Origin of the sequence: Micromonospora parva (assembly GCF_000718515.1) — a bacterium.
Lineage (GTDB): Bacteria > Actinomycetota > Actinomycetes > Mycobacteriales > Micromonosporaceae > Micromonospora > Micromonospora parva.
Genome location: NZ_JNZS01000012.1, coordinates 113,668 through 139,608, shown reverse-complemented (window position 1 = coordinate 139,608; position 25,941 = coordinate 113,668). Strand labels below are relative to the sequence as shown.

The 25,941-nt window shown below is 69.5% G+C and carries 27 protein-coding genes; 16 read left to right on the top strand and 11 right to left on the bottom strand.

The window, feature by feature from the left end; all coding sequences use genetic code 11:
* Nucleotides 1-6: 6 nt before the first annotated feature.
* Both IF22_RS0118900 and IF22_RS0118895 read right to left on the bottom strand, forming a co-directional pair.
* Nucleotides 7-477 carry a hypothetical protein gene (locus tag IF22_RS0118900; protein WP_030333776.1) on the bottom strand — a complete coding sequence of 157 codons (471 nt, stop codon included), beginning with the start codon at nt 475-477 and terminating at the stop codon, nt 7-9.
* A complete protein-coding gene (locus tag IF22_RS0118895) occupies nt 474-1,067 on the bottom strand; it encodes a CDP-alcohol phosphatidyltransferase family protein (RefSeq protein WP_030333773.1) in 594 nt (197 codons plus the stop codon). The genes IF22_RS0118900 and IF22_RS0118895 overlap by 4 nt, the downstream gene beginning before the upstream one ends.
* A gap of 138 nt (nt 1,068-1,205) precedes the next feature.
* On the opposite strand from IF22_RS0118895, the gene IF22_RS33835 reads away from it, so the two are divergent.
* The 3 genes from IF22_RS33835 (at nt 1,206) to IF22_RS0118880 (ending at nt 3,963) form a co-directional block, all read left to right on the top strand.
* The gene (locus IF22_RS33835) at nt 1,206-2,312 is read left to right on the top strand and encodes a sensor histidine kinase (RefSeq protein WP_156057671.1); all 1,107 of its coding nucleotides are present in this window, start codon (nt 1,206-1,208) and stop codon (nt 2,310-2,312) included.
* Nucleotides 2,309-2,956: a response regulator transcription factor gene (locus IF22_RS0118885; RefSeq protein WP_030333770.1), complete on the top strand. Its 648-nt coding sequence runs from the start codon at nt 2,309-2,311 to the stop codon at nt 2,954-2,956. The genes IF22_RS33835 and IF22_RS0118885 overlap by 4 nt, the downstream gene beginning before the upstream one ends.
* A gap of 143 nt (nt 2,957-3,099) precedes the next feature.
* A complete protein-coding gene (locus IF22_RS0118880) occupies nt 3,100-3,963 on the top strand; it encodes a TIGR03620 family F420-dependent LLM class oxidoreductase (protein WP_030333768.1) in 864 nt (287 codons plus the stop codon).
* Between the two features lie 209 nt (nt 3,964-4,172).
* On the opposite strand, the gene IF22_RS33180 is transcribed toward IF22_RS0118880, so the two are convergent.
* Nucleotides 4,173-4,979 carry a DUF4352 domain-containing protein gene (locus tag IF22_RS33180; RefSeq protein ID WP_030333767.1) on the bottom strand — a complete coding sequence of 269 codons (807 nt, stop codon included), beginning with the start codon at nt 4,977-4,979 and terminating at the stop codon, nt 4,173-4,175.
* A gap of 365 nt (nt 4,980-5,344) precedes the next feature.
* Nucleotides 5,345-6,250, bottom strand: a complete 906-nt coding sequence (locus IF22_RS0118870) for an oxidoreductase (protein WP_030333765.1) — start codon at nt 6,248-6,250, stop codon at nt 5,345-5,347.
* A 56-nt stretch (nt 6,251-6,306) separates the two neighbouring features.
* Between IF22_RS0118870 and IF22_RS0118865 the strand changes: the two genes are divergently transcribed.
* A complete protein-coding gene (locus IF22_RS0118865) occupies nt 6,307-6,750 on the top strand; it encodes a MerR family transcriptional regulator (RefSeq protein WP_051708616.1) in 444 nt (147 codons plus the stop codon).
* A 134-nt stretch (nt 6,751-6,884) separates the two neighbouring features.
* The gene (locus tag IF22_RS0118860) at nt 6,885-8,177 is read left to right on the top strand and encodes a GAF domain-containing protein (RefSeq protein WP_030333762.1); all 1,293 of its coding nucleotides are present in this window, start codon (nt 6,885-6,887) and stop codon (nt 8,175-8,177) included.
* A gap of 126 nt (nt 8,178-8,303) precedes the next feature.
* Here the strand turns inward: IF22_RS0118860 and IF22_RS0118855 are convergent, their stop codons facing one another.
* Both IF22_RS0118855 and IF22_RS0118850 read right to left on the bottom strand, forming a co-directional pair.
* Complete coding sequence (locus IF22_RS0118855; protein ID WP_245233671.1) at nt 8,304-9,440, bottom strand: glycoside hydrolase family 53 protein; 1,137 nt, start codon at nt 9,438-9,440, stop codon at nt 8,304-8,306.
* A 9-nt stretch (nt 9,441-9,449) separates the two neighbouring features.
* The gene (locus IF22_RS0118850) at nt 9,450-10,631 is read right to left on the bottom strand and encodes a cellulose binding domain-containing protein (RefSeq protein ID WP_030333759.1); all 1,182 of its coding nucleotides are present in this window, start codon (nt 10,629-10,631) and stop codon (nt 9,450-9,452) included.
* Between the two features lie 246 nt (nt 10,632-10,877).
* Here IF22_RS0118850 and IF22_RS0118845 point away from each other — a divergent pair, with 246 nt between their 5' ends.
* The gene (locus IF22_RS0118845) at nt 10,878-11,705 is read left to right on the top strand and encodes an SAM-dependent methyltransferase (protein WP_030333757.1); all 828 of its coding nucleotides are present in this window, start codon (nt 10,878-10,880) and stop codon (nt 11,703-11,705) included.
* A 147-nt stretch (nt 11,706-11,852) separates the two neighbouring features.
* On the opposite strand, the gene IF22_RS0118840 is transcribed toward IF22_RS0118845, so the two are convergent.
* Nucleotides 11,853-12,107, bottom strand: coding sequence for a hypothetical protein (locus IF22_RS0118840; protein WP_030333755.1), 255 nt, complete (start codon nt 12,105-12,107; stop codon nt 11,853-11,855).
* Between the two features lie 252 nt (nt 12,108-12,359).
* Here IF22_RS0118840 and IF22_RS0118835 point away from each other — a divergent pair, with 252 nt between their 5' ends.
* The 4 genes from IF22_RS0118835 to IF22_RS0118820 all read left to right on the top strand — a co-directional run bounded on the left by IF22_RS0118835 (nt 12,360) and on the right by IF22_RS0118820 (nt 16,265).
* Entirely contained in the window at nt 12,360-14,378 is a 2,019-nt protein-coding gene (locus IF22_RS0118835; RefSeq protein ID WP_156057668.1) for a hypothetical protein, read from the top strand.
* Between the two features lie 147 nt (nt 14,379-14,525).
* The gene (locus IF22_RS0118830) at nt 14,526-14,723 is read left to right on the top strand and encodes a hypothetical protein (protein ID WP_030333752.1); all 198 of its coding nucleotides are present in this window, start codon (nt 14,526-14,528) and stop codon (nt 14,721-14,723) included.
* Nucleotides 14,724-14,797: 74 nt separating this feature from the next.
* Nucleotides 14,798-15,709 (top strand): GNAT family N-acetyltransferase, encoded by a 912-nt coding sequence (locus IF22_RS0118825; protein ID WP_030333750.1) that lies wholly within the window; start codon nt 14,798-14,800, stop codon nt 15,707-15,709.
* A 16-nt stretch (nt 15,710-15,725) separates the two neighbouring features.
* On the top strand, nt 15,726-16,265 hold the full coding sequence (locus IF22_RS0118820; protein ID WP_030333748.1) for an AAA family ATPase: 540 nt from the start codon (nt 15,726-15,728) through the stop codon (nt 16,263-16,265).
* Between the two features lie 6 nt (nt 16,266-16,271).
* Here the strand turns inward: IF22_RS0118820 and IF22_RS0118815 are convergent, their stop codons facing one another.
* The gene (locus IF22_RS0118815) at nt 16,272-17,225 is read right to left on the bottom strand and encodes an NAD(P)-dependent alcohol dehydrogenase (protein WP_030333745.1); all 954 of its coding nucleotides are present in this window, start codon (nt 17,223-17,225) and stop codon (nt 16,272-16,274) included.
* A gap of 192 nt (nt 17,226-17,417) precedes the next feature.
* On the opposite strand from IF22_RS0118815, the gene IF22_RS0118810 reads away from it, so the two are divergent.
* A complete protein-coding gene (locus IF22_RS0118810) occupies nt 17,418-17,651 on the top strand; it encodes a holin (protein WP_030333742.1) in 234 nt (77 codons plus the stop codon).
* 79 nt (nt 17,652-17,730) lie between these two features.
* On the opposite strand, the gene IF22_RS0118805 is transcribed toward IF22_RS0118810, so the two are convergent.
* Both IF22_RS0118805 and IF22_RS35070 read right to left on the bottom strand, forming a co-directional pair.
* The gene (locus tag IF22_RS0118805; RefSeq protein ID WP_245233670.1) at nt 17,731-18,507 is read right to left on the bottom strand and encodes an Ig domain-containing protein; all 777 of its coding nucleotides are present in this window, start codon (nt 18,505-18,507) and stop codon (nt 17,731-17,733) included.
* A 217-nt stretch (nt 18,508-18,724) separates the two neighbouring features.
* On the bottom strand, nt 18,725-18,958 hold the full coding sequence (locus tag IF22_RS35070) for a hypothetical protein (protein ID WP_156057664.1): 234 nt from the start codon (nt 18,956-18,958) through the stop codon (nt 18,725-18,727).
* Between the two features lie 231 nt (nt 18,959-19,189).
* Here IF22_RS35070 and IF22_RS35065 point away from each other — a divergent pair, with 231 nt between their 5' ends.
* The 5 genes from IF22_RS35065 (at nt 19,190) to IF22_RS0118780 (ending at nt 23,099) form a co-directional block, all read left to right on the top strand.
* A complete protein-coding gene (locus IF22_RS35065; protein ID WP_156057661.1) occupies nt 19,190-19,387 on the top strand; it encodes a hypothetical protein in 198 nt (65 codons plus the stop codon).
* Nucleotides 19,388-19,548: 161 nt separating this feature from the next.
* A complete protein-coding gene (locus tag IF22_RS0118795; RefSeq protein ID WP_051708615.1) occupies nt 19,549-20,121 on the top strand; it encodes a MauE/DoxX family redox-associated membrane protein in 573 nt (190 codons plus the stop codon).
* A 19-nt stretch (nt 20,122-20,140) separates the two neighbouring features.
* Complete coding sequence (locus IF22_RS0118790) at nt 20,141-20,665, top strand: thioredoxin domain-containing protein (RefSeq protein WP_051708614.1); 525 nt, start codon at nt 20,141-20,143, stop codon at nt 20,663-20,665.
* On the top strand, nt 20,662-22,569 hold the full coding sequence (locus IF22_RS0118785; protein WP_081883904.1) for an ABC transporter ATP-binding protein: 1,908 nt from the start codon (nt 20,662-20,664) through the stop codon (nt 22,567-22,569). The genes IF22_RS0118790 and IF22_RS0118785 overlap by 4 nt, the downstream gene beginning before the upstream one ends.
* On the top strand, nt 22,566-23,099 hold the full coding sequence (locus IF22_RS0118780) for a S26 family signal peptidase (RefSeq protein ID WP_081883903.1): 534 nt from the start codon (nt 22,566-22,568) through the stop codon (nt 23,097-23,099). Before IF22_RS0118785 ends, IF22_RS0118780 begins: the two co-directional genes overlap by 4 nt.
* Here IF22_RS0118780 and IF22_RS0118775 read toward each other — a convergent pair.
* Nucleotides 23,036-25,900 carry an AfsR/SARP family transcriptional regulator gene (locus IF22_RS0118775; RefSeq protein WP_167337313.1) on the bottom strand — a complete coding sequence of 955 codons (2,865 nt, stop codon included), beginning with the start codon at nt 25,898-25,900 and terminating at the stop codon, nt 23,036-23,038. The genes IF22_RS0118780 and IF22_RS0118775 overlap by 64 nt on opposite strands.
* Nucleotides 25,901-25,941: the final 41 nt, after the last annotated feature.

Genomic DNA, 25,941 nt, shown 5'->3' with positions numbered 1-25,941 from the left:
CGGCGGTCAGGCCAGCGCCGCCGGCAGGACGAGGACCGCGAACCGGAGCATCCGACCGGACAGGCACACGACGACGAACTCCCAGCGTCGAAGGCCCGCGGTGCCGGCGGCGAGGCTGACGACAGCCAGCGGTGGAACCCCCACCGTGGCGGAGACGAGCACGGTCGGCAGCGCGGTGCGGCGGCGGGAGAGCCAGCGCCGGATCGGCGCGGTCCACCGTGCCGTCCGGGCCGCCGCGCGACCTGACTCGTCGCGCCGCGCGAGCGTCCGGGCCAGCCGCCCCGATCCGCGTCGCGCCGATTCGAACAGGAGCAGCTTGCCGACGGTCTGCCCGAGCGCCAGGGCGAGCACGGCGAGGAGAGCGTGCCCGCCACGGTGCCCGGCGACCACCGCGTACGCCTCGGCGTTGACGACCGGGACGAGCGCCGAGGCGAGACCGTAGCCGAGCGCCACCGCGGCCTCGGCGAGGCTGTTCACGCCCGGCCGTCCCGGTGGAGCAGCCGGAGCACCGCTGCGACCGACCACAGCTTCACCGCGACGACGGCGACGGCGACGGCCAGCGCGAGCCGGTACTGCCCGAACGCGATGGCGCCGATCACCCCGGCGGTGTTGGCGACCTTGGCCAGCGGCGACCAGTTCCACGCCCATACCCGCCGGTCGACGAGGTGGAAGTAGTTGGGGCTGAGCACCGGCCAGCACAGGAACGCCAGCGACAGCATGGTGTCCAGCACCAGGAACGAGAGCAGAAAGACCACCGCGACGACCGCGACCTCAGGCACGAGGGCGACCAGGCCCCCGCAGAGCACGGCGGTGCAGGCGCGGTCGCTCACGATGTCGAAGACGGCCCCGGCTCGCGTTTCCTGGCCGAGTCGGCGGGCGGCCCAGCCGTCGAGCACGTCGCCGACCCAGTAGATACCATACGATACCGCCATCAATGCCACCGAACCGGAGACGAGGGCGACGACACCGACGGCGACAGCGGCGACCGTACGAACGGCGGTGATGTAGTTGGGAACCGTACGGAAAGGGCCGACGGTGAGGGCGGCACGGGAGTCAACGAGAGTCACCCCCGCAGGTTCGTCCGCTGAGCGTTCGCGCGGAACGTGCCGCGGTGCCGATCTGGGCGCGCGGGCGGTACCGGGGTGCCGGCCGATCCGGTACCTGGGTACTGGTCGGCGTTCCGGCTGGTCGCGGAGACTGTGCGGGTGAGCACTGGAATCCGCGAACTGTTGCGTGACCCCGCGCGGGCGCGCCGACTCGCGTACGGCGTGGTTGGCGTGATCATCGTCGCCGTCGTCACCACCGTCGAGGGGGGCGTGTCCGTTCCGGCCGGCTGGGCGTGGCTGGTGCTGCCGGTCGGCCTCGGGGCCACCGCGCTGCACCCGCGCCACCGAGCCCTGATCTTCGCGGTCTGCGCGGGGTTCGTGGCGATCGTGAGCACCGGGGAATCGGTGCAGCTGGGCCTCGCAGCCGCCGGCCTGGTGTTCGTCTCCACCTGCGAGGACCCGGCCCGACACCCGTGGCTGGGCTGGGTGGGTGGTCTGACCGGTGCGGCCGGCGCACTCGGCATCGCACTGCTCAACGAGCGGGGGCTGTACGAGCAGCCGTTCTTCTTCGTGACGGCCGGCTACCTCCTGGCGATCCTGTTGCGCTCGTGGTCACGCGGCTACGCCCTCACCCGGGAGACAGCCGACCTACGCGGCCAGGCCGCCTGGCTCGAACAGCGCACCAACCTGGCCCGCGAGCTGCATGACGTGGTCGGCCACCACGTCACCGCGATGGTGGTGCAGGCCGAGGCGGGCCAACTCAGCGACGACCCGGGGGCGGCGTTGCGGGCGATAGCGGGCAGCGGCCGTACCGCGCTGAGCGAACTCGACACTCTCGTCGTGCACCTGCGTGACCCGAACGCGTCGATCGCGGTGAGCGCGCCGCCGCGCCTGTCCGACATCGACGAACTGCTCGCGCAGCCGTTGCGCCAGCAGGGCGTGACGGTGCGGGTCCAACTGGACCCCGATCCGGGTCTGGACGAGATCGGGGTGTTGACCGTCTACCGCATCGCCCAGGAGGCCCTCACCAACATCGCCCGGCACGCGAAAGCCACGGCGGCCTGGGTCGAACTGGTCCGGGTCGGCGACCATGCCCGCCTGCGGGTCAGCGACGACGGCGTCGGACCGCCCCGCACGCCCACGAGCGGGTCGGGTCTGCTCGGCATCGGGGAACGCGTCTCCGCGTACGGTGGCAGCTGGGAGCTGGGCCAACGCCCCGGCGGCGGCACCGTCGTGCAGGCCAACCTGCCGGTGGTGAACCGGTGATCCGCGTCGCGATCGCCGACGACCAGGAGTTGGTCCGGGACGGCTTCAGCCTGATCCTGCGATCCCAACCCGACATCCAGGTCGCGGCCGAGGCGGCCGACGGCCGGCAGTTCCTCGACGCGGTGCGCCGCGACTCCCGCATCGACGTCGCCCTCGTCGACATCCGCATGCCGGTGCTCGACGGTCTGCAGGCCACCCGTGAGCTGGCCACGATCCCGCACGCACCGGCCGTCATCGTCGTCACCACCTTCGACGACGACGCCTACGTGCTGGACGCCATCGCCTCCGGGGCGCGCGGGTTCCTGCTGAAACGGTCCAGCGCCCGCGACCTGATCGCCGCGGTGCGCACCGTCGCGGCCGGCGAGGCGGTCCTCTCCGCCGAGGTCACCGGTGCCGTCCTCGACCGGGTCCGGGCGACCGGCCCGGCGACCCGGGTGGACCTGTCGACCTACAAGTTGACCGCCCGGGAGGTCGACGTGCTGGCCCTGATCGGCGCCGGGCTCAACAACAACGAGATCGCCGAACGCCTCTACCTGTCGATGAGCACCGTCAAGTCCCACGTGACGAACGTGCTGGCCAAGACCGGCAGCCGCGACCGGGTACGAGCGGCCATCCTGGCGATCCAGGCCGGCCTGGCACCGTGAGTGATCCAGGCCGGACAGGCACCCCGGCCACGAGAGCGATGAAGCGGGCCGACGCCATGACTGTCCACAGCAGACCGAGGCGGATGGTCATCGGCCGGGTTGAACCCACGCCGCGACGCTGCCGCAGGCCGTAGGGTTCAGGTATGGCACAACGACTCGTCAGCGTATGGCAACCGTTCTTCCTCGCCAGCGAGAGTCGGGGCGCGGTGATCGACGCCGCGACCGAGCTGGAGGATCTCGGCTACTCACGAATCTGGTTCTCCGGTGGTTTCGGCGAGAACGTCGCCCCGCGCTTCCGGGAGATCCTGGACGGGACCACGCGCATCGGGGTCGCGTCGGGAATCGTGAGCATCTGGCACTCGTCGCCCCCCGAGGTGGCGGCGTTCGCCCAGGACGCCGAGCGGGCGCATCCGGGCCGGTTCCTGCTCGGTCTCGGTGCCAGCCACGCAGTGGTGGTGGAGAGCGGCGGCACCGACTACCGCAAGCCGTACTCAAGGATGGTGGACTACCTGGACGGCCTCGACGCGGCCGGGCTCTCGCCCGAGCGACGCATCCTGGCCGCCCTGGGCCCGCGGATGCTGAAACTCTCCCGCGACCGTTCCGCCGGGGCCCACCCGTACTTCGTCCCGGCCGAGCACACCGCCGAGGCCCGGGCGGCGATCGGGCCAGACCGGCTGCTCGCCCCGGAGGTCGCGGTGGTCCTCGACGCGGACGCCACCACCGCACGCGCCACCGCCCGGCAGTACACGAGCGGGTACCTCGCGCTACCGAACTACACCAACAACCTGCGGCGCTTCGGCTGGACCGATGAGGACTTCGCCGACGGCGGCAGCGACCGGCTCGTCGACGCTCTGATCCCCTGGGGGACGGTCGAGAAGGTGGCGGCCGGCCTGGAGCAGCACTACCAGGCCGGCGCCGACGAGGTGGCGATCCAGGTGCTCAACGGCGGCGACGACACGACGTTCCCCGCCGACGCGTTCCGCACCCTGGCCGCGGCCCTGATCTGACCTTCGCGAGACCAGGGCGACCGGAGAACCGCCGTCTGGTACGGCGATGCCTGGTGCGCGACAGCGATCGCCCGTCGTGCCGCCATTGGCGGCACGACGGGCGATCCGCAGCCTTGGAGAGCATCAGCGTCCTCGCCGCCATCGATTGGTCTAATGACGACGAGGCACGCCCACATCCGTGAGCCCGGCGCCTTGCTGGTTCGTCTCCGTCACAGAGTGACGACAGCGTCCTCGGCGAGAGTGAACAAGCCGGCATCGAACGTGATGCTCTTCAGCTTCGTGCCCTTCGGTACGTCGAAGTAGACGTTTGCCTTCACCGAGTTGCCCGGGTTGATTTTGTCGAGGAAGCCCTGCCCGTCGGTGTTGCCGTAGATGGCTGCCTCGCCGTCGACCTCGTACTTCCGACCAGAGCCGTCCTGGGCGGTGATGGTGCCATCAGCGTGGAAGGTGTGGGCGCTCTTGGTGACGTTCTTGACGGTCACGCTGGCCCGGCAGAAGGTGCCCTGCGCCTTCTTGTTCAGGAACTCGCTGCCAACCTGGGAGATCCCACACTTCACGCTGTTGACGGTGAATTCGAAGTCACCGCCGCGCACTTTGTCACCAGTGCCGAAGGCCTTGGGCTTGTCGGGAGCGGCGGTCGTCGTCACCGGGTCAGGCTTCGCGGACGCGGGTGCCGACTCCGCCGTGCTCGGCGCTGCCGCAGCTGGTGCGGATGCACTGCTGCCGGTTGCGGGGATGTCCGTGCTGGCCGACACGTCGGACGTCTTGTCATCGCCGGTCAGGCTGATCACGAGCCCACCACCGCAGCAGAGCACCACGACGACAGCCGCACCGATAAGGGTGGGCATCAGCCACGACCGCTTGCGCGTGGGCGGCGGCGCCACAGGCGCCGGATTCTGCCCGGGCGGCGGCGGATACTGGCCGGCGGGAACCTGGGCAAATTGAGCGGTTGGCGGTGCCGGCTGCTGAGCGCCTGAGGATGGCTGGTTTTGCGCAGGGTCGTAGGGGTTGGTCATTGGTGTGTAGGTCTCCCAGATCTGCTGGTGATGCGCCCGGATGGGGGCAGCGCGTTCAAGGTGCCATGGCGATGCTGCCGATGGCGTCCCCCTGCTGTCTCGTCGCACCAACCGATTAGCTAAAGAAGGCACCTTCTTTGTTCATAAGGCTCTCGGACGTTGAGACATCCAGCAATCGATAGGATTTCATGTGGCGCCCGGCGTCGGCCGTGAAACGCAATTCGGTCCCATGTCCAGCAACTTCGCTCAATTGTGGATGGTGCAGACATAGATCAAGACGCGGATTTCCATGAACTGAATTGCAGGACAAGCCTGATTCGACAAGCCTTCCGGGAAGGAGCCCGCCCTCGCCGCACGACTCCGGCTCAGGCGATGAGATCGAGGCCGGTCAGCTCGGCTGACAACGCCCAGAGTCGAGCTGCCTCGCCACTGTCCGTCGGGTCGCTGTCGGTGCGGTGGCAGTCCACGCAGTAGTCGCCGCCGTTCCCGTCGAGCTGGGGTGACGTGGCGGCCCAGACCTGGGTGGCAGCGCCCTGCTCGACGGTCTTGAACAGGCCCGGCGCGGAGTTCCCGTCCGCGTCGATCCAGCCGGCTGCGACCATCTCCTCGGCCGCGAGGTGCCGTTGCAGGGGCGTGCGGATCCAGCCAGGGTTGACGGAGAAGGCGCGGACGCCGTGTTCCCTGCCGAGCAGGTCGAGGTGGCGGGCGAACAGGATGTTCGCGAGCTTCGACTGGGTGTACGCCTCCCACTTGTCGTAGCGGCGCTCGAACTGCACGTCGTCCCACCGGATACGCCACGCCGGGTCCCGTCCGGAGGCGACCGAGACGACCCGAGCCGTGTCGGCGGCGGTGAGGGCGGGCCACAGCAGGTTCGTCAGCGCATAGTGGCCGAGGTGGTTGACCGCGAAGTGCGCTTCCCAGCCGGGGCCGACGCGTGTCTCCGGACAGGCCATGATGCCGGCGCTCGCGACCAGGATGTCGAGGGCGGGATGGTTGCGGAGGAACCGTTCGGCGAACGCGCGGACGGAGGCGAGATCGGCCAGATCGAGGCGGTCGACCTCGACCCCGGCGGTGTCGGCGAGTGCCTGGCGCGCCGCGTCCGGCCGAAGAGCGGGGACGATGACCCGGGCCCCGGCCTGGGTGAGGGCGCGGGTGGTGGCGAGACCGAGGCCGGAGTAGCCGCCCGTGACGACTGCGGTAGTGCCGGTGAGGTCGATTCCGGCGAGGACGTCGTCGGTCGTACTGTGCGGGCCGAATGTGGTGTGGGTCATGAGGCGGACGTTAGGTGCTAGACCGGGGTCTAGGTCAACGGGCTACGGTCGGTGCCATGGCGGACGGCGGGCTGCGCATCGGGCAGGTGGCACAGCGCACCGGGTTGAGTGTGCACACCCTGCGCCTCTACGAGCGTGCGGGTCTGTTGGCCAGCGAGGTGCAGCGTGACAGGTCCGGCAGGCGCGTCTACAGCACCTGGGACGTCGAGTGGCTGGCGAACTGCGTCAAGTTCCGGGCCTCCGGTATGCCGCTCACGACCATCGGCCGCCTGGCCCAGCTCGTTCGCGAGGGCAGCGGCAACGAGGCCGAACGGCTCGAACTGCTCCGTGAACACCGGCGCCACATCACCGAGCAGCTCACGCGGCTGCGCGACTGCCTCGACCTCGTCGACGGCAAGGTGGACAGCTACGAGCGACACCTCGCCGCCGGCGCCCGCGGTGATCCGTGGCAACAGCAACCCCGGCCCACCACGGCGGAGCCCTCGCACCAGACGGGCTGACGAACCCCGCGTGCCGGGTGTCGTGGCTGCTCGGGCGGCGGGTTGCGACGCCTGGTTGGTGGGTAGGACCTCAGTGCCGGGCGCGTGAGTACGCTGGACCGGCGACAGCCGCAGACGAGAGGCGAGACCACACGATGACCGCAGTGCCAGGCCAACGGTCTCCTGCCGCTGCGGCTCCGGCTGCTGCCGAGCAGGCAGCGGAGGAGGACCTGCGGCGTTTGTTCGGGGAGTCCATCGCCGTCTTCGCGTCGCTCACGGGGCCCGAGCACCTGCTGGAGACGGCCAACCCGGCGTTCTTCGCCACCATCGGTGAAGAACGCGCCCGCGTCGGGCTCCCGCTCGCCGAACTGATGCCCGAGTTGGCCGATCAGGGCTTCATCGCGCTACTGGACCAGGTCTTCCGTACGGGTGAGCCCTACACCGGTCGGGACATCCAGGTGATGCTGGGCAGCGGCCCGCAGGTGCGGGAGGCGTTCTTCGACTTCACCTACGAGCCGCGCCGGGACGCCGACGGCAACGTCACCGGGATTCGGGTGCTCGGTGTGGAGACCACACAGGTCAGACATGCCCAACGGCTGATGGCCGAACACCGGGCCCTGCTGGAGCAGATCGCCCGCCAGGCACCGCTGACCGAGGTGCTCGACGGGATGGCCCGCTGCATCGAGAACCTCGCACCGGGGGTGCTCGTCTCCGTCCTGCTCGCCGACGCCGACGCCCGACACCTGCGCCACGGTGCCGCGCCGAGCCTGCCCGACTTCTACAACAAGGCCATCGACGGCATCGCGACCGGCGAAGGTGTCGGCTCCTGCGGCACCGCCGCCCACCGGCGGGCGCCGGTCATCGTCACCGACATCGCCACCGACCCGTTCTGGGACGACTTCCGGGGCCTGGCCGACCAGGCCGGACTGGCGGCCTGCTGGTCGACGCCGATCCTGGCCCGCGACGGCGGCCTGCTGGGCACCTTCGCGATGTACCACCGCACCCCGCGCGTCCCGCAGGACACCGACCTCGCCCTTGCCCGGCTCTTCGCCGGCACCGCAGCCCTGGCCATCGAACGCCACCACATCGAGCAGGCGAAGCTCGCCGCCGAGGCACACGCCAGGTCGGCCAATGACGAGCTGGCCAGGGTGGTGCTCGTGGAGCGGGAGCTCCGCGCCGAGGCTGAGCAGCGTGCCGCCGCCGCCGCGGAACTCGCCACCCAGATGCGAGCCGCCGCGGCGGCGCAGGCCGCCGCGCCGCACCCTGAGCACTGCCAACTCGGCGGCGCCGCCGGGTGCACCGCGCCGGCCGAGATCAAGATTGCCGATTCGTGGGGCGACGCGGCGTGGGGCTGCCCCACCCACGTCGAGGAGGCCATCCTCAACGTGCGGTCGGTCTTCATCGCCAGTGAGGAACTCGGCGGCCTGGCCGCCTACCTCAACCGCTGACGGTTCCGCACCTGCTGACCCTCCCCCGACGCCTGATCGCGGACGTTCGGCGACGGATCGTGGCCGCCGCTCCGAGGGGCAGTGGCACACGCCGGGAGCCGCCGCCGGACGTCCGACCCGGCCGGGTCACGGTGTCCAGCGCACGCCCGGGTTCACCTGGCCGGACCAGTTGAAGATGGCCATGTTGTCCCACTGGTTTCCGGTGCCGATGATGTTGGCCGGGTCCCAGCCGTTGCCCCGGACGGCGTACCAGGTCGGCTCCCAGTAGAAGACACCGATGGCCCCCGCGTTGCGCGCCGTGTTCTGCACCCAGTCGAACTCCTGGGCCTGCCCGGACCAGGTCGCGCTGATGCCGTCGCAGGTCGCGTCGCCGATGGCGTTCGGCTCGCTGTCCGCGTTGTTGCGGGTGAAGGGGTACGCGGTCTCCACGATCACCACCGGCTTGCCGTAGCGACCACGCAGGTCGACGATGTTGTTGTAGAGGTTCGCCAGGCTGCCGTGCCACATGCAGTAGTACGACTGGGCGGTGATGTCCCACTGCACACCCTGGGCGCGGATGCCGTCGTAGAACCATCTGGCGTTGGCGTTGCTGTCGGCGTTGGCGGTATGGATCATCACCGGGATGCCGCCGCCGCACGCCTTCGTGGCGTAGTAGCCCTGTTTCAGCAGGCTGGCGAGCGGCGCGAAGTCGTTGTTGACGACCTTGCCCTCGTTCCACAGCATCCCGACGTTGATCTCGTTGCCGATCTGGACGCTGTCCGGTGGGGTGCCCTGCCCGCTGAGGCTGGCGCAGACGTCGTAGGTGAAGGCGTAGACGTCGGTACGCAGCTGGCTCAGGTTGTGGGTGGCCCAGGCGGCGGGTTTGTACTGCTTACCAGGGTCGGCCCAGGTGTCCGAGTAGTGAAAGTCGATGAGCACCTTGAGGCCCTTCGCCCTGGCCGCTCTCGCCTGGGCCAACACCCTGCTCTTGTTGTTGTAGCCGCTGATCGGGTTGTTCCAGACGCGCAGCCGGACGTAGTTGACGCCGACGGACCTCAGAATGTCCAGCGGGTCGCGGGCGACCCCGCCGGCGTCGTAGTACGTGGCCCCCAGATCCAGGCTGCGCTGAAGCGAGGAGACGTCGGCACCCCTCATGGTGAGCGTGTTCGCGGCCCAGGCGGGTGCGGGCGCGCCGACGAGCGTGGCGGCGACGAGGACGCCGGCGGTGACAGCGGCGGCCAGGGCCCTGGTGCGACGGTGGGGAGTGACCGGACGGGTGTTCACGAGACTCCTTCAGCCCACGGTGCAGGGAGCGCCGTTCAGCGAGAAACCGGTCGGCGGCGCGTCGCTGACCCCCCACCGGCCCTGGATGCCGAAGGTCGCCGAGCCGTCCGGCGCGAGGACCCGGTTCCAGTCGACGTTACGGGCGGTCACGGTGGTGCCGGTCTGGCCGATCGTGGCGTTCCACCCCGAGGTGACCTGCTGGTCCCCCGGGTAGCTGAAGGTCACGGTCCAGCCGTCGACCGGTGCTGCGCCAAGGTTGTAAACCGTCGCGGTGGCCACGAAACCGCCCGGCCACTCGGACTGGTTGCGGTAGGTCACCCGGCAGGTGGCGGGTGGCGGCGTCGTGGGCATCGTGGGCAGCTCGACCGTGTTGGACGCGATCGAGACGTTGCCCACCGCGTCCCGGGCCCGCACGTAGTACAGGTTGCGCAGCGGCGTCGGCGTCGACGTGGGTAGCGACGCCGTGTACGTCGTACCCGGCACGGTGGCGATCAGCCTGGAGGTGAACCAGCCGTCGAATTGGTAGACGCTGTATCCGAGCACGCCGACGTTGTCCGTCGACGATGACCAGGACAACGTGGCGGTCGAGGCGGTCACCTCGCCGACGGTGAGGCTCTGCGGCGCGCTCGGCGGGGTGGTGTCCGGGCCGGTGTCCGTCACCGGGGTGACCACCGTCAGCACGTCCGACCAGTTCGAGCGTTGCCCGAGACTGTCCCGGGCCATCATGCGGATCGAGAACTGCATGCCCGGCCCAACGTGGGCGGTGATCGTGGTGGTGGTGACCGCGCCGGCGGTGGCGCTGAGGCCGATATCGCCAAACTCCTGGGAATACGCGATGTCGTAGCCGGCGATGCCGCAGCAGCCGGACGTGGCGGCCGTCCAGGTGAGGGTGATCGCCCCGGTCCGGACCTCGCTGGCGGTCACGTTCGTGGGCGGGCTCGGCGGGACGGGCGTGGTGCTCGGCGTACTGACAGGCGCCGGCGGCGCGGTTCCGGCCGGCGTCGCGGCGGACACCGCGCCCGCAGCGGCTGCCGGGGCCACTCCCGGATGGGCGGCGGGCGCGACGGTGGCGGCATCGGCCGCCGGCGCGGCGCTCAGGGCGGTGCCGAGGACCGCCGTCGACAGCAGGACGGCGGCCAGCAGGGCCGGCCGGGGACGGCAGAGCAGCGAGGACCAGGAGACGCCTGTCATACACCGACCATGCAGTGATACATCGATGATCGCCAACGTATCTCACGCCTCGGTCGGCGACGGCCCGGTCCACACCGGAGGGTCGCCGCACCCTTCCTCCCGAGTCAGCACCATTCACGCCCCTCGCTGGGCTGGGAGCGATACCAGTGGGGCAAAATTCAACAGTTCCGATCGTTACACTCGCCGCAACGCCGGCACCATCCGTAGACCCCTGCCTGCGCCAACCCCGATCGAATGGAGACGCCTATGACCCGCGACAAGGCGGCACCCGCCGGCATCGACCCCACCATTCCCAGCGTGGCCCGGGTCTACGACTTCTTCCTGGGCGGCAAGGACAACTTCGAGGCCGACCGGAAGGTCGCCGAGCACGCCCTGCGGATCACCCCGGACGGGCCGGCCGCCGGCCAGGCGAACCGGGCCTTCCTGCGTCGAGTGATCCGCTACCTCGTCACCGAGGCGGGCATCGACCAGTTCCTCGACATCGGTTCCGGGCTGCCCACTCAGGGCAACGTGCACGAGGTCGCCACCGAGCAGAACCCGAAGGCTCAGGTGGTCTATGTGGACAACGACCCCATCGTCCTGACGCACGGGCGCGCCCTGCTCGCCGCGGAGGGCACCGCGACGGTGATCCAGGCGGACATCCGCGAACCGCAGGCGATCCTCAACCACCCCGACGCACGCCGGTTCCTCGACTTCGACCGGCCGATCGGGTTGCTGCTCTTCGCGATCCTGCACCACCTCGGTGACGACGAGGACCCGAAGGCGGTGGCAGCGGCGCTGATCGACGCGCTGCCCTCCGGCAGCTACGTGGCGATCTCACACTTCCGCGACCCGGGCGACCGGGACCCAGAGGGCTCCCGCAAGGCCCGCGAGGTCGAACGGGTCTTCAACGAGTCGCTGGGCACCGGCCGCTGGCGTACCGACGAGGAGATCCTCTCGTTCGCCGAAGGGCTGACGGTGCTGGAACCGGGGCTGGTGCCGCTGGCCGAGTGGCGCCCGGAGCCGGACGCACCCGTCACGGTGCAGACCGATACCTATCACACGTTCGTCGGGATGCTCGCCCGCAAACCGTAGGCCCGCCCTGCCTGAGGTCCGTCGGCGGGAGCATGCCCCGCCGACGGACCCGCGTCAGCTCCGACCGGAGCGGCAAGTGCCCGCAAGACTCCCGTACGCGGTGCGGCCAGACCCCGCCCAGCGGCTACCGCCCGCTGCGGCTACGCCCTACTCCTCGGCGGTGGGTCGACTGCGCACCACCAGTTCGTCGATCTCCAACCGGCCGACGCGCAGCTCCCGCACCACTGCCCTGCGGATAGCCAGCCGCCCGATGGCCAGCGCCCCGACGGCCACGGCCCCGACGGCCAGCGCCCCCACGGCCAGCGCACCGAGCGACACAGCCCCCGCAGCCCGCGCACCGGTGGCCGCCGCACCCGTCGCCACCGCGCCGTTCGCCCGCATCAGGCTCACCTCTCGCTTCATCCCCCCATTGTCGGCGTACCGCTGGCCGCCCGCTCCCCCAGCGGGCTGAGCCGCCGGGCCCAATCAACCGGTTCGGAGGAGCAGCAGCCGGCCCGGCCGTCCACCGTAATCGAACCGTTGCTGTGGGCAACTGTAACCGCCCGCCCGGTCCTGCTGTCGCATCGCTGACACCAATCTTCTTCCCTCTATGGCCGGCCGTAAGGGTGTAGAACCCAACGTGAATTTCATTGAGTCCTAGCGGCGATCCCGGAGGTGGATGTGGTCTCCTCGCTCAAACACGCACCGGCCGCGCAGGAAGCAGAGCCGGCGGGTAAATCGTCGTCGGCCCGTGTCACCGCAGAGCGAAAAGTGGTATCGCCGCCATCGGCCCTCTCCGTTTTCGTCACCTGCATCCTCATGGCGCTGTTGTTTGTCTTCGTGATCGTCGGCACGCCGGACAGATGGGGCGCCGACCTGAGATGGGCGCTACGGGCACTGGCGGCGTTGACGCTCGGTCTGCTCCTCGTCATACACACCCGACGCCGTTACGTTCTTCCGCAACGGACATCACATCGATCCACGAAGGTATGGGGGCTACCCGAATACCAGGTCAACGTCCTGCAGCGAACCGCTGGCCAAGCGCAGATCAGCAACACCTCGGACAACGCCGGTCCCGCACAGGCGCGCATTTTCGCCTCTGCCGTCATCTACCCCGCGCACGTTCGTCAGCGGCTCACCGAGCGATACGATCCGGGCCAGCGGACGCTGACCCAGCTGGTCACCATCGATGCGCAGTTGCCGTCACGGGACGTCCAACGGCTGCTGAACACCGCTGATACCGCGACACTTCCGAGGCCAGGAATTCCGGCCCAGCGGACGACAACAGGCAACGAGGGCTTCGAAGGTGGGCGGAGCGACGCCACCGACGCCACCCAGCATCCGGCCGTCATCCTCTTCCCCGTACTCGTGCCCCGCAAGGGCGAGATGGTGGACAACCTGCGGGTCCTGGCCGCCGACGGCAGCGCGGTACCGGTGCTCTCCTACCGGCAGTACCTGCAACTCGTCGCCAAAGTGCTCCGGACCCTCCTCGACATCGCCTACGGCGAGGACATCTCCAACGGCAGACACCCGGACGCTCTCGACGCGGAACGGACCGCTCTCCAGGCGGTGATGCGCCGGGCCACGACCACGAGCGACGAGCCTGATGACAGCGAGGGCAGCAACGCGCTGTACCGGGCAGGACACGCGAACGGCCGGACGAAGCTCGCGAACCCCGCAGCGCTGAAGCTGGCGGCGCAACTGATCAAGAAGCTGTCATCCCACTACGCGGTCGTGGCGGCTGTGCCCTGTCCCGTGGATGGTCGATTCGTCGTCTCGTACGAGCGGATGATGACGCCCACCCTCGCCCTTGCGCCCTTGTCCGAGGGCATCCTGAGCTGGTTGAAGGCGCGCGCACGTCTGCTGCTCGGCTCCCGACCTGTCGACTTCTCCATATCGTTGGACAACGCGTGGACCACGCAGAGCTATCACCTCATCATCGACTGCCAGGACGGGGTGTTCGTCGGCGTACAGGAGGCGCAGGAACTGGTGGGATACCTGAACGCCCACTGGAACGATCGCCAGTCACGACTTGAGCAGAGCTTCGCGCAGGAGAAGTCGGGGCCGCTGCTGGAACTGACCACGCCCCCGCCCTACTACCGTTTCCGCCGACGCGCCGGCCAACGCTACGCCCACTTCTACACACGCTTCTTTCCCGAGCCCAGGGAAAAACTGCCCAACGGTGATCGCATCCCGGATGTGCGGTTCCGCTTCTACGAGGTGCCACCGGGTTCGGTCTTCCGCGCGCTCATCGCTTCCACAGCGGCGGCACTCCTCATCTGGCTGATCGGCTTCGTCACCTCGCGCGACCCCGACCCGGGAACCGACGTGCCGGCGTTCCTTCTGGTTTTTCCCGCCGTCGCCGCAGCCTGGCTCGGCTTTGACAGCCAACCGCGACGTCTACTTGAGGGAACACTCGCGGCGCGGATCTCCCTGCTGGCCACTGTGCTGTGTTCGATCGCCGCCAGCGGCCTGTTCATGGTTTACAAGGCAGAACTCCCCCTCCTGCAATGGAAAGTCCCGGCCGATATGCAGATCCTGGGCATCACGTCGATGGCATGGAGCGCGCTGATGTTGCTGGCCCTGTTGAACGCGAGCACCACCGGTTACGCGTACCTCGCGAGGACGTGGGAATTCATCCATCTATCGGGCAGAACCGACGGATTCGGTGGCCCCAAAGAGCACCTTCACTAGGGTGGAGCCCTGTTACACTCGGCCCACCACATCGAGCGATCACGATACATCGACGCACCCGTCTGTGAACCAGAACGGCACCGCGTACGTTTTCACTGAGGTGAGCCTCGTACGCCCCGGCAGATCGGATCGGTTCAGGTGATGTCCATGGACTCCGAGTACCACGTCTCATCGCACGACTGGCCAGCCGGCACCGGCGCCGACGACCTCACCCTTGACCAGGCCAACGAGGTGTTCGACCTCTTCGACTCGTACTACTCGATGGCGATCCAAGGCCTGTCAACGGTCCCGATCCTGCTACCCAAGCCTCCGCAGCTCAGCGACGGCACGGTTGACGGCAGCTGAGTCGCCCTCCTCAGTCCCGGCCGCAGCCGGTAATTCGGAGGCGCGGAGAATGGGGCGGTGGCTAGCGTAGGCGGATGAGCGCTGTCTCGACAGCCGGGCTGCGCCTGCGGTTCTGCACCGATCCGGGCGAGTTCCTGGCTGTGGCCGATGACTACCTGAGCGCCGATCCGGTCGTCAGCACGGTCGTGACGACCGTCGCGCACCGGCTGCTGTCGCAGCGGGCCGAGGGCATCTCACAGCCCGACCGCAATTGGTGGCTGGTGGTCAGCGACAGCTCCGGCGTCGTGGTCGGCGCCGGGATGCGTACGGCACCGTATGCCCCCCACCCCCCGTTTCTGCTGCCCATGCCCGACGAGGCGTCCGTTGCGCTGGCCCACGCGTTGCACGAGCGCGAGGAGGAGGTACTCGCTGTCAACGGGGCCCTGCCTGCCGTGGAACTGTGCGCCGCCGAGCTGACCCGGCTCGGCGGGGGTCGAGTCGACATCACCCAGCACACCCGACTGCACGAGCTCGGCGAGCTGACGATGCCGCCACCGGTGCCGGGCGGCTTGACGGTCGCCACCGAGGACGATGTGGAGCTGGTCACGGACTGGTTCGCCGCGTTCATGGACGACGCCGACGAACAGGCTGGCCGACCACGCGGCACCAGAGCCCACGAGATGCCCGACCGGGCGGACATGGTGCGCCGCCTCCACGCCGGACGGCTGTGGTTCTGGGTCGACGACGCCGGAGAGCCGGTGCACCTGACGGGTGCCAACCCGCCGTCGTTCGGAGTGGCCCGGGTGGGCCCGGTGTACACCCCGCCCACCCAACGCGGACGGGGGTGGGCCAGCAACGCGGTCGCCGAGGTTTCCCGACGAATCCAGGCCGAGGGTACGCGGGTCTGCCTGTTCACCGACCAGGCCAACCCGACCTCGAACAAGATCTACGCCGCGCTCGGCTACCGACCGGTCGTCGACATGGCCAACCTGGTCATTCGCCGCTGACGGCGGGACGCGGGTGATGATGAGGCGACCAACACTGTTCCTGACTGTGGGACTCCCCTGCACCGGGAAGACCACTGCCGCTCGGCGCATCGAGACCGAGCGGGCAGCGCTCCGTCTCACGAAGGACGAATGGGTGAAGGCTCTCTACGGCCACGAGAATCCGGCATCAGCGGGCGACGTGATCGAAGGTCGGCTCATCCAGATCGGGCTGCGCGCGCTTGAACTGGGCAACAACGTCGTGATCGACTACGGCCTCTGGAGTCGGAACGAGCGCACCGCGCTCCGCCAGGCCGCAGCAGACCGATGCGCGCTGGTGGAGATGCGCTACTTCGAACTCACCCCGGCCGAGCAGCGGAGACGACGTGATCGGCGTCAAGCCGAAGCGCCACACACGACGTGGCCGATGTCCGACGACGAACTCGCCGAGTGGGCCTCCACCATCGAGATCCCAACGCGAGCAGAACTCGACGGCAGTGAACCTCTTGACGATCCGCCGGCTGGATTCTCGACATGGGACGAGTGGCGCGAACACCGCTGGCCGCCGTCGCTGTCCTGACGCCTGTCAGGTGACGCTCACGACGACCTTCCCGAGGGCGCGTCCCTCGCCCACGTGGGCCAACGCCTCAGGGGTCTCGTCGAGCGTGAAGGCCCGGTCGATGTGGATGCCGAGGTCACCCGCTACGCAGAGGTCGGCCACCGGTTCGAAGTGGGCCGGCCCTTCCCGGACGGCGAGCACACCCAGCCGGCGGTTGCTGAGCCGGCCGGCCATCGCGCCGACCGTCAGCACGCGCAGCACCGCCGGGACCGATCCGCCGACGCACCGGTAGCGGCCGCCGGGGGCCAGTGCCCGGCGGTAGGCGAACACCGACCGGTACGCGACCAGATCGAGGATGAGATCGTACGGGCCGCCCCGGGTGAAGTCCCGGCTGCGGTAGTCGATCACCTCGTCCGCGCCGACAGACCGCATGAAGTCGAGCTTGCCCGCGTTGTCGACCCCGCTCACCTGGGCGCCGAGTCGTTTGGCCAACTGGATCGCGAACGCGCCGGATCCCCCGCCGGCGCCGTTGATCAGGACTCGGCTGCCGGCTCCTGCGCCCGCAGTGCCCTGCTGTGCGATCGCGCCCGCCTGCGGGATCGTCGACGCCTCGGCGAACGTCAGGGCGGCGGGCTTACGGGCCAGGACCGACTCGGGGGCGATCGCGTACTCGGCGAACCCGCCCTTGAGCATGAGGTTGTCGCCGTACACCTCGTCACCGGGTCGGAACCGGGTGACGGCGGAGCCCACCGCCTCGACCCGTCCGGCGATGTCCGAGCCGAGGGTGCGGCGTGCCGGGGAGCGCAGCCCACCGATGCGCGCATACAGCGGCGAACCCCGCAGCGCCTCCCAATCGCTCAGGTTCACCGAGGTCGCCGCGATCTTGACGAGCACCTGTCGGGCGGCGGGGGAAGGCTTGGGGAGGTCCTCGATCCGCAACCCATCCGGGGATCCGTACCGGTCGTACACGACTGCTTTCACCTGGCACCACCAGCCTTCGGGACGGTAGGCCAGCCGCGGTACCCGAAGCGTTCCGGGCAAGCAGCCGACCTCTCCTGGCTAGCACGGCGGGACAACCGGCATCCCCGGGCCGCGCGGCAAGCTGTAACAGCCTCTGACCAGGCATTCTTGGGATATGGGCCGTCCGCTGAACCTACCCCTGGAGGTACCACGATGTTCACCACGAAGTTCTGGAAGGCCACCGCCGAGCGGGCGGTGAAGAGCGCCGCGCAGGGTCTGCTGCTCTACTGGGGCGCTGACGTCGTGTTCAACGCATGGCAGGCGGATTGGGCGGCGGCCGGTGGCATCGCGTCCGGCGCGGCGGTGCTGTCGGTGCTCACCTCACTGGTGAGTGCGAAGGTGTCGGGAGAGGACGACTCACCCAGCCTTGTCGGTGCCGAGCACTGACCCGCGGCAGCTGCGGACGGTCGCGCGTGGTGCGGCCGTCCGTCGTCATTCCGACACCGAGTGGGTTTTGCAGGTCTGGTCAGCAGCGCGTGCAGGGGGAGTCTTTTCGGACACTCCAGGTGAAGGTGGTGCTGCCCTGTCCGCCCCCGTCGGCCGTGACCGTGACGTTGTAGGTGCCGATGGTGCTGAGCGTGCCGCTGATCAGGCCGGTCGAGGGATTGATGGCCAGCCCGGGAGGCAGGCCGGTCGCCGACCAGGTGTACGACCCACTCCCGCCGGTGGCCTGCATCTGCAGCGCCACGGAGTCCAGCTTGAGCATGCTCTGGGTGCCCGGGTTGGTGACCGTCACCGCCCCGCTCGGCGGGGGTATCGGAATATCCGGGGGCGGGCACGTCAGGTATGTCGTCAGAGAGGTTGCCGATCTGGTGATGTATTCCGGACTTCCCGAAAGGAATTGGACGGTGGCGGTCGCTCGACCCGAGTAGTAGCCCGACTCGCAGAGCGTGCCCGGGTTGGTGACGCCAAGACCGAACAGGGTCACGTTGGTGTCCTGCCACACCTCGGTACGGCCGTTCACCGTCTGGCCGGGGCCACCGACCAGCCCGTGGTAGAGCAACTCCACGGTGAGGTCGACGCGACGCACCGGACCGTCGCACTGGACAGTTCCGGTGAAGTTGACGGTCTTGGCGTCCGTCTTGCCTGGTGGGCTGTCCGGCGAGATCCACCCGCAGTAGTGACCGTCAGAGGCCGCGGCGGATGCCGGCGTGGCGAAGCCCAGGGATGCGGTGGACACGGCAGCCGCTGCCATCGCCAGCAGTAGGCGAGACCTGCTGCGACGCAAGAGTTCGACGCGCATCGATAAATGGTGCCACGGAGGCGTCGGAGTCGGCAATGACCGATCCTTCGGCGCTCCCGTGACCCGGGCCGGGAGGGCATCTGCCGACCTTCGGCGAACCACCCTGGCGGGGACCATCAGTGCCAGGCCGGTCTCGGTGTCGTTCCGATGATCGCTCCGGGTCAGTCCGCCTGCCCGGCGAAGCGCGCCCGGATGTCGCTCAGGTAGGACCCCGAACTTATGCCGCTCGCTTCGCCTTCGTCACCCACGCCCCGCCGAGCGTGACCACAAAAGCGACAGCGGCGAGCACCCACGCGAGCCAATCCGGTCCGTCAGGACGAATGACGGTCCGGGCAACGATCAGGGACCCGATCACCACTACCGCCAGGGCCACCAGATAACCGATGCCTGCGGCGCCTGCCGGAACAGGCAGACGAGTTCCTGAGGACTTCGCCGCGACACGACTGGTCACCCCCACAACGAGGGCTGCGGCGACGAGAAAGATGCCTGCGACCTGCTGCGGCAGGCCCGTCCCATATCCGCGAGTCAACGCTTGGCCCCGTGTCGTGTCAAGCGAGGCCGAGCGCACGCCGGCCGTGCTTCCACACCTCTTCCACGGTGCTTGCACCAGCCTTGCACCAGGCGTCGGCAGGGTGTTCCACAGAGGAAGCACGGTGCTCCTCGGGTATCTCGGGAGGCTCGGATGAGGGGAATCATCGAGGGCATGGGCGGCCGGTTGCTGGCCATGTTCGTACCCAAGATCAGTGCGTCGGCGGGCTGTGGCAGCTGGCCTTCGTGCTGGCAGTGCATCAGCCGGTGCGGACGGGCGCTGCCCTGCGACGCCTGCACCGTCGGGGAAATCGATCAGCCCGGTGAGTGGATCTACTGCAAGGGCTGCTGACAACTGAGGCCGCAGGGCGACTGACCGCTGTCACCATGCGGCTTTCCGCCTCCGGCCGAGGTCGCGAAGCCGATTCTCCGATGGGGAACCCGTCGGGATCGGGTGGTCGATCCTCGGCCGGGGTGGCCGGGCGTCAACGAGTCGAAGCGAGGGGAACACCGATGCACTATCTGACCATCACCGTGCGGTGCGCGATCGGCCTGGTATTCCTGGCGTCCTCGGTGAGCAAGGTGTGGGGACGGGATGCGTTCCCCGCGTTCGTCGCCTCCCTGCGCGGAGTCGGACTGCTGCCGAGGCGCCTGGTCCGTCCGGCCGCGATCGTCCTGGTGGTGGTGGAGGGCGCGCTGTGTGCGGCGTTGGCGGTGCCCACGGGTGTCGTCCCCCGCATTGCGCTGGTCGGTGCGGCGGTGCTGCTGGGCATCTTCACGGTGGGCGTGGGAATCGCGGTGCGACGGGGGACCGCGAGTACCTGCCGCTGCTTTGGTGCCAACGCCCAGAGACTCGGCCGCCGGCACGTCGTCCGCAACGTACTGCTGACCGGCCTGGCGGCGGGCGGCGCCGTCGTGGCTGTCGCTTCGGCCGCGTCACCACCCAGCTCGCTCCGGCCGGCGGGGCTGGTGCTCGCCGGCTTCGTCGGCCTGCTGCTGGGCTTCCTGGCCATCAGATCCGACGACCTGGTGGCCCTGTTCCGCGGGGTCGACCACGATCCGCGACTTACCACCCACAGTCGTTGACTACTTTCGGGAGCAACAGATGACCCTCCTTGCTTCGGCCGTTCTGGTCGTGGGCCTGCTCGGTACGGTGAACTTCCTCCTCACCTTCGGCGTCCTGAAGCGTCTGCGTGAGCACACGGCGCTGCTCTCGAACGAGGCCGGGGTCTCCGCCGAACTGGGCATCGCCGACCCGGTGGGCGATTTCGCCGCCGTCGACGTCGATGGCGTCCCGGTGCGCCGCGAGCTGCTGCGGGCGGAGACCTTCGTGGCCTTCGTCTCCACCTCCTGCGACTCGTGCCGAGAGAAACTGCCCGAACTCATCGAGCACGCCCGGCGGGTGCCCGGCGGCCGGGAGCAGGTGCTCGCTGTCGTCGCCGCCGGTGCCGACGACGCCGATGCGTTCACCGAGCGGCTCGCCCCGGTGGCGCGGGTGGTCGTCGAGCCGAAGGGCGGGCCGCTCAGCAACGCCTTCCGCGCCTTCACCTATCCCACGATGATGTGGGTCGGTCCGGATGACGCCGGCCGGCTGGTTCGGATCAAGCAAACGGCGCCGGCCCCGGCATGATCGGGTGGCGGACGCGGCGCGGCGACATCGCGGCGGATGACGCCCGCGGGTTGCGGGCGTCGGCACCACCGGCGCGGTCGGCACGCCGCATCCGTACGGCGTGCCTGCTCGTCGGCCGGGCCGCCCCGGTGACCCTGCTCGGGTACGTGGTGCTCATGCTCGGCGCCGGTGCGCTGCCGGTACTGATCGCATGGTTGACCAAGGGGATTCTGGACGGGATCGCCGGCGACGCGGCGCCGAAGACGCTGACCCAGATCGGTGTGGCGCTCGCCGTCGCCGGCATGGTGGCGGGGTCGGCGCCGCAGCTCACCCGGTACCTGCGGGCGGAGTTGGACAGGTCGGTCGGCCTGCTCGCACAGGATCGGTTGTTCACGGCAGTGGACCGCTTCGTCGGTCTCGACCGGTTCGAGGACCCTCAGTTCCTGGACCGACTCCGGCTCGCCCAGCAGACCGGTGGCAGCACCCCGAGCCAGGTCATGGACGGGGTCCTCGGCACCGCCCGTACGGCGATCACCGTCACCGGCTTCCTCGGGTCGCTCTACCTGTTCAGTCCGATGCTGGCCGTCCTGGTGCTGGCGTCGGCGGTGCCGATGCTCGCGACCGAGATGCTGTTGGCCCGCTATCGGGCCGGGATGCAGTGGCGGATCGGGCCGGCGGAGCGCCGCGAGTTCTTCTACAGCCAGTTGCTCTCCACCTCCGCGGCGGCGAAGGAGGTGCGACTGTTCGGCACAGGCGGCCATCTGCGGGGCCGGATGTTGGCCGACCGCCGGACGGTCAACCGGGCCAAGCACCTCAACGACCGCCGCGAGCTGTTGGCACAGGTCGGCCTGGCGCTCGTGTCCGCGGTCGTCGCCGGCATCGGTCTGCTCTGGGCGGTCCGGTCCGCTGCGGCCGGTCGGATCACGGTAGGTGAGGTCACCGTCTTCGTCGCGGCGGTCGCCGGCGTACAGAGCGCGTTGGCCACGCTGGCGGCGGAGATCGCCCGCGCGCACCACGCGTTGCTGATGTTCGACCACTACGTGGCGGTGACGACCAGTCCCCCGGATCTGCCCATCGCCCCGGTCGCGCGGCCGGTCGATCAGCTCAGGCGGGGCGTCGAGCTGCGGGACGTGTGGTTCCGGTACTCCCCCGGGTCGCCGTGGGTCCTGCGTGGGGTGAACCTTCGGATCCCGGCCGGTGCCACCCTCGCGGTCGTCGGGCTCAACGGTGCCGGCAAGTCGACGCTGGTGAAGTTGTTGTGCAGGTTCCACGACCCCACCCGTGGGCAGGTTCTCTGGGACGGGGTGGACATCCGCGAGGTCGACCCCGCCCAGTTGCGGCGCCGTATCGGCGCTGTCTTTCAGGACTACATGCACTACGACCTGACCGCCGCCGAGAACATCGCTCTGGGTGATCTCACCGCCCTGTCGGAGCGAGGACGGATCACCGCCGCCGCGCGTACCGCCGGCATCCATGACGTGCTGACCGCCCTGCCGCACGGTTACGACACCCTGTTGTCCCGGATCTTCTACCAGGAGTCCGACAAGCAGGACCCGAGCACCGGTGTGGTTCTCTCGGGTGGCCAGTGGCAACGGCTGGCGCTTGCCCGCGCCTTCCTGCGTGACCGGCCGGACCTGCTGATCCTCGACGAGCCCTCGGCCGGGCTCGACGCCGCAGCCGAGGACGAGATCCACCACCGCCTGCTGCGGTACCGCACGGGCCGGACCAGTGTGCTGATCTCCCACCGTCTGGGCACCCTCCGCGACGCCGACCTGATTGTCGTCATCGCCGACGGTCGGGTGACGGAACGCGGCACGCACGATTCCCTGATCGCGGCCGACGGCACCTACCGCCGGTTGTTCGATCTTCAAGCGTCCGGCTACGGCGGAACCGCCGGGAGCGCGCTGACGACGGAGGCACGATGATCCAGGCTGCCACGTTCGGGACCCCGCTCGCTGAGGCGTCGAGGGCGTACGAGCTGTTGCTGATCGTCGGGTCGTTGGCTGCCCTGGCCGGCGCGGCCCTGCTCGGATGGCGCCTTCTGACACGTCGTCTCGTCGCGGTGACAGTGGACGGCGCCAGCATGGAGCCGACCTACCGGGACGGCGACCGGGTGCTGGTGCGGCGGGGCCGCCTGCCGGCCACCGGGCATGTGGTGGTCGTGGAGTATCCGTCAGTCGACGGCAAGTGGCCACTGCCGCCACTGCGCGACGGCGCCTCGGCAGCCGAGGTGGGCCGACGCCGATGGTTGATCAAGAGGGTGGCGGCGGCGCCGGGCGATCCGGTACCCCGTGACCGGGTGCCGGCGTTGGCTGAGGAGCGAGTCCCACCAGGCATGGTCGTACTCCTGGGCGACAATCCGGGATCAAGCTTCGACTCACGGCGAATCGGCTACTTCTCCGGGGAGCGGATACTGGGCGCGGTTCTCAACGCCCCTCGCTCGCCCTCACCATGACCCACGGCCGGCACCCTCGCCCGGGTGAGTTCCAGCTTGGCCCGTACCGCGTCGGCGTCGCCGGTGCGCAGCTCGGTCATGATCGCGTACGCCCGGCCCCAACTGTTCGCGGCGGCCGCCATGTCACCCAGGGCGTGGTGGCAGTCGCCCAGGTGGGCCAGGGCCTCGGCTTCCTTGAAGCGATGCCCGACGTTCAGGCACAGTGCCTGCTCGTAGCACTCGATGGCGATGCTGTACTCACCCAGGTGGTGATAGGCGTAGCCGAGGGTGTCCCAGGTGTTCACGGCCCCGGCGTCGTCGCCCAGTTCGGCGTGCAGCGACAGCGCCTGCCGGCAGTAACCGATGGCCTGCCGATAGTTGCCGACCTGCGCGTAGTCCCAGCCCACCGCGTTCAGTGCCCGGGCCTGCCCGCTGCGGTCGCCACCTCGTCTGAACAGGTCGAGCGCGACCTGATCGTGGTGAGTCGCCGATCGTTGATCACCCTGCAACTCGTACAGCCAACCCAGGCTCAGGTGGTTGTACGCCTGACCGATGGGATCCGCGACGTCGGAGAGGTCGATCAGCGCCCGGTGCAGCTGGTCCCGCGCCTGCTCCAGTCGCCCGAGCCCGGCGAGCGCGTGGGAAAGTTCCCTGCGGCACTGGGCCTGCGCCGACCGGTCGTCGAGGCGGACCGCCGCCGACAGGGCCAGGGACTGGGTGGCCAGAACGTCGTGCCAGTAGCTGCCCCGGCCGAGATAGGTCGCCATCGCCCAGGCCAGCTGCGCGGCGTGCCGGTCGAGACCGGCGTGGGCGGCGCAACCGACCACGGCGATGAGCGTCTGGTGTTCCACGGTGAACCAGGCGAGGGGGTCGACCTCCGCCGGGTCTTCGGGCGTCACGCCCTCCTCCGGTGCGACCACCGCGACCGGTTGCCGGTACGGCATCAGCACCTTGTCCGCCGCGACGGCCGAATGCAGGTAGTGGTCCAGCAACCGGCGTCGCGCGGCCTGCCGTTCGGGTTCGTCCTCGCACAGTTCACCCGCGTAGGCGCGGAGCAGATCATGCAGGACGTACCGGCCCGGGACCCGCTCCCCCGTCAGGTGGGCACCGGTCAGTTCGACGAGCAGGGCGTTGGCCGTGCGCCGGCTCAGGCCGGCCAGGCTGGCCGCCGCGGCGGCGGTGAAATCCGGGCCGGGATGCAGGCCGAGCAGCCGGAACAGCCGAGCGGCCGCCGGGGTCAAGGCGCGATAGGACCAGGAGAACACCGCGCGTACGTCCACCGAAGAGTCGCTGTCGGTGAGTCTGTCCAGCACCCCGGCGCTGGCCAGATCACCGGCGAGGGACCGGAGGTCGAACTGGGGGTTGGCAGCGGCCCGGGCGGCGGCGATGGACAACGCCAGCGGGAGGCCCGCACAGAGCCGGGCAATCTCGAAGACGGCCTCGGGTTCCTGCCCGGCGCGGTCGATGCCGATTCGGTCCCTGACGAGTTGGGCCGCTTCCCCCTCATCGAGCAGGCCGAGGGTGAGCGGGTGGGCACCGTCGACGGCGATCAGGGATGACATCCGATTCCGGCTGGTCACCACTGTCACGCACGTGGCCGAGCCGGGAAGTAGCGGCCGGACCTGGTCGGCGCTGTGCGCGTTGTCGAGCATGATCAGGATCCGTCGGTCCCGCAACTGGGCCTGGTATCTGGCGACCTGTGCGTTGAGGTTGGTCGGAATCTGCTCCGGTGCCACACCGAGCGCCTCGAGAAAGGCGCGCAGCACCTCGGTCGGCGCCAGCGCCGCGGCAGTCGCGTCGAAGCCCCGGAGGTTGGCGTAGAGCTGCCCGTCGGAGAATCGAGGGGCCAGCCGGTGGGCCAGATGCACACTCGAACTGGTCTTGCCGACCCCTGCCGGACCCAGGACAAGCAGAATCGCCGGCCGCTGCTCGTCACGCTCGATCAGCCGGGCCTCCGCCGTGGACAGCTCCTGCGCACGGCCGACGAAGAACGGCAGGTCCGGAGGCAGCATCCGGGGCACCGTGGGCCGACCGGCCGAACCGCCGGCCGGTTGTCGCACCTCCCGCCGCAGGATGTCGCGCTGCAAGTCATGCAGCTCCGGTGCGTCGATGCCCCGGCGGCCCAGCAACGCCAAGCCGTCCCGGCACACCTCCGCCGCCTCGTCAGTGCGGCCGTCCCGGTAGAGGGTGAGAGCGAGCATGCAGCGCAGGCCCTCGTCGTACGGGTCAGCGGCCACCGCGCCGGTCAGGTCGCCCATCGCCTCGGCGTGCCGCCCCAACCCGTTGACCGCCTCCGCGTAGAGGAGCAGTGCCGCACGGTGAACTGCTCGAAGTCGTGCGACTTCGGCCAGGGCAAAGGGTTTGTCCGCGAGGTCAGCGTAGGGCTCGCCGTGCCACTGATCGAGCGCGGAACGAAGCATCGCGGCGGCCCGGTCGGCGTGCTCGGCATCGCCGAGCGCGAACAGTCGACGGCTCTCCCGGAGCGCCTCCTCGAACCGGACAGCGTCGACGCACGCCGGGTCCAGGTCCAGCCGGTATCCCGCTGCGGCTCCGCGGCCGACCGTGGCGATGAGCCAGTTGCCACGCCGCCCGCGCTCACCGGGTTCGAGGGCCCGCCGCAGGTGGGCGACATGGCTGCGGAGAGTGGCCCGCGCGGCGTCCGACGCGTCGTCGCCGGTGAGCAGTGTCGCCAGTCGCCGGCTCGGCACCGGCTTACCGAGCTCCAACAGCAGGATGGCGAACAGCGTGGTGAGCTGTGGACCCAGCGGGACCGGGACGCCGTCCCGGCACAGCTGAATGGGACCCAGTATGGAGACGTCCAACCGACCACCAGCCACATGGCCGCTCAACGGCACGCGCCCAG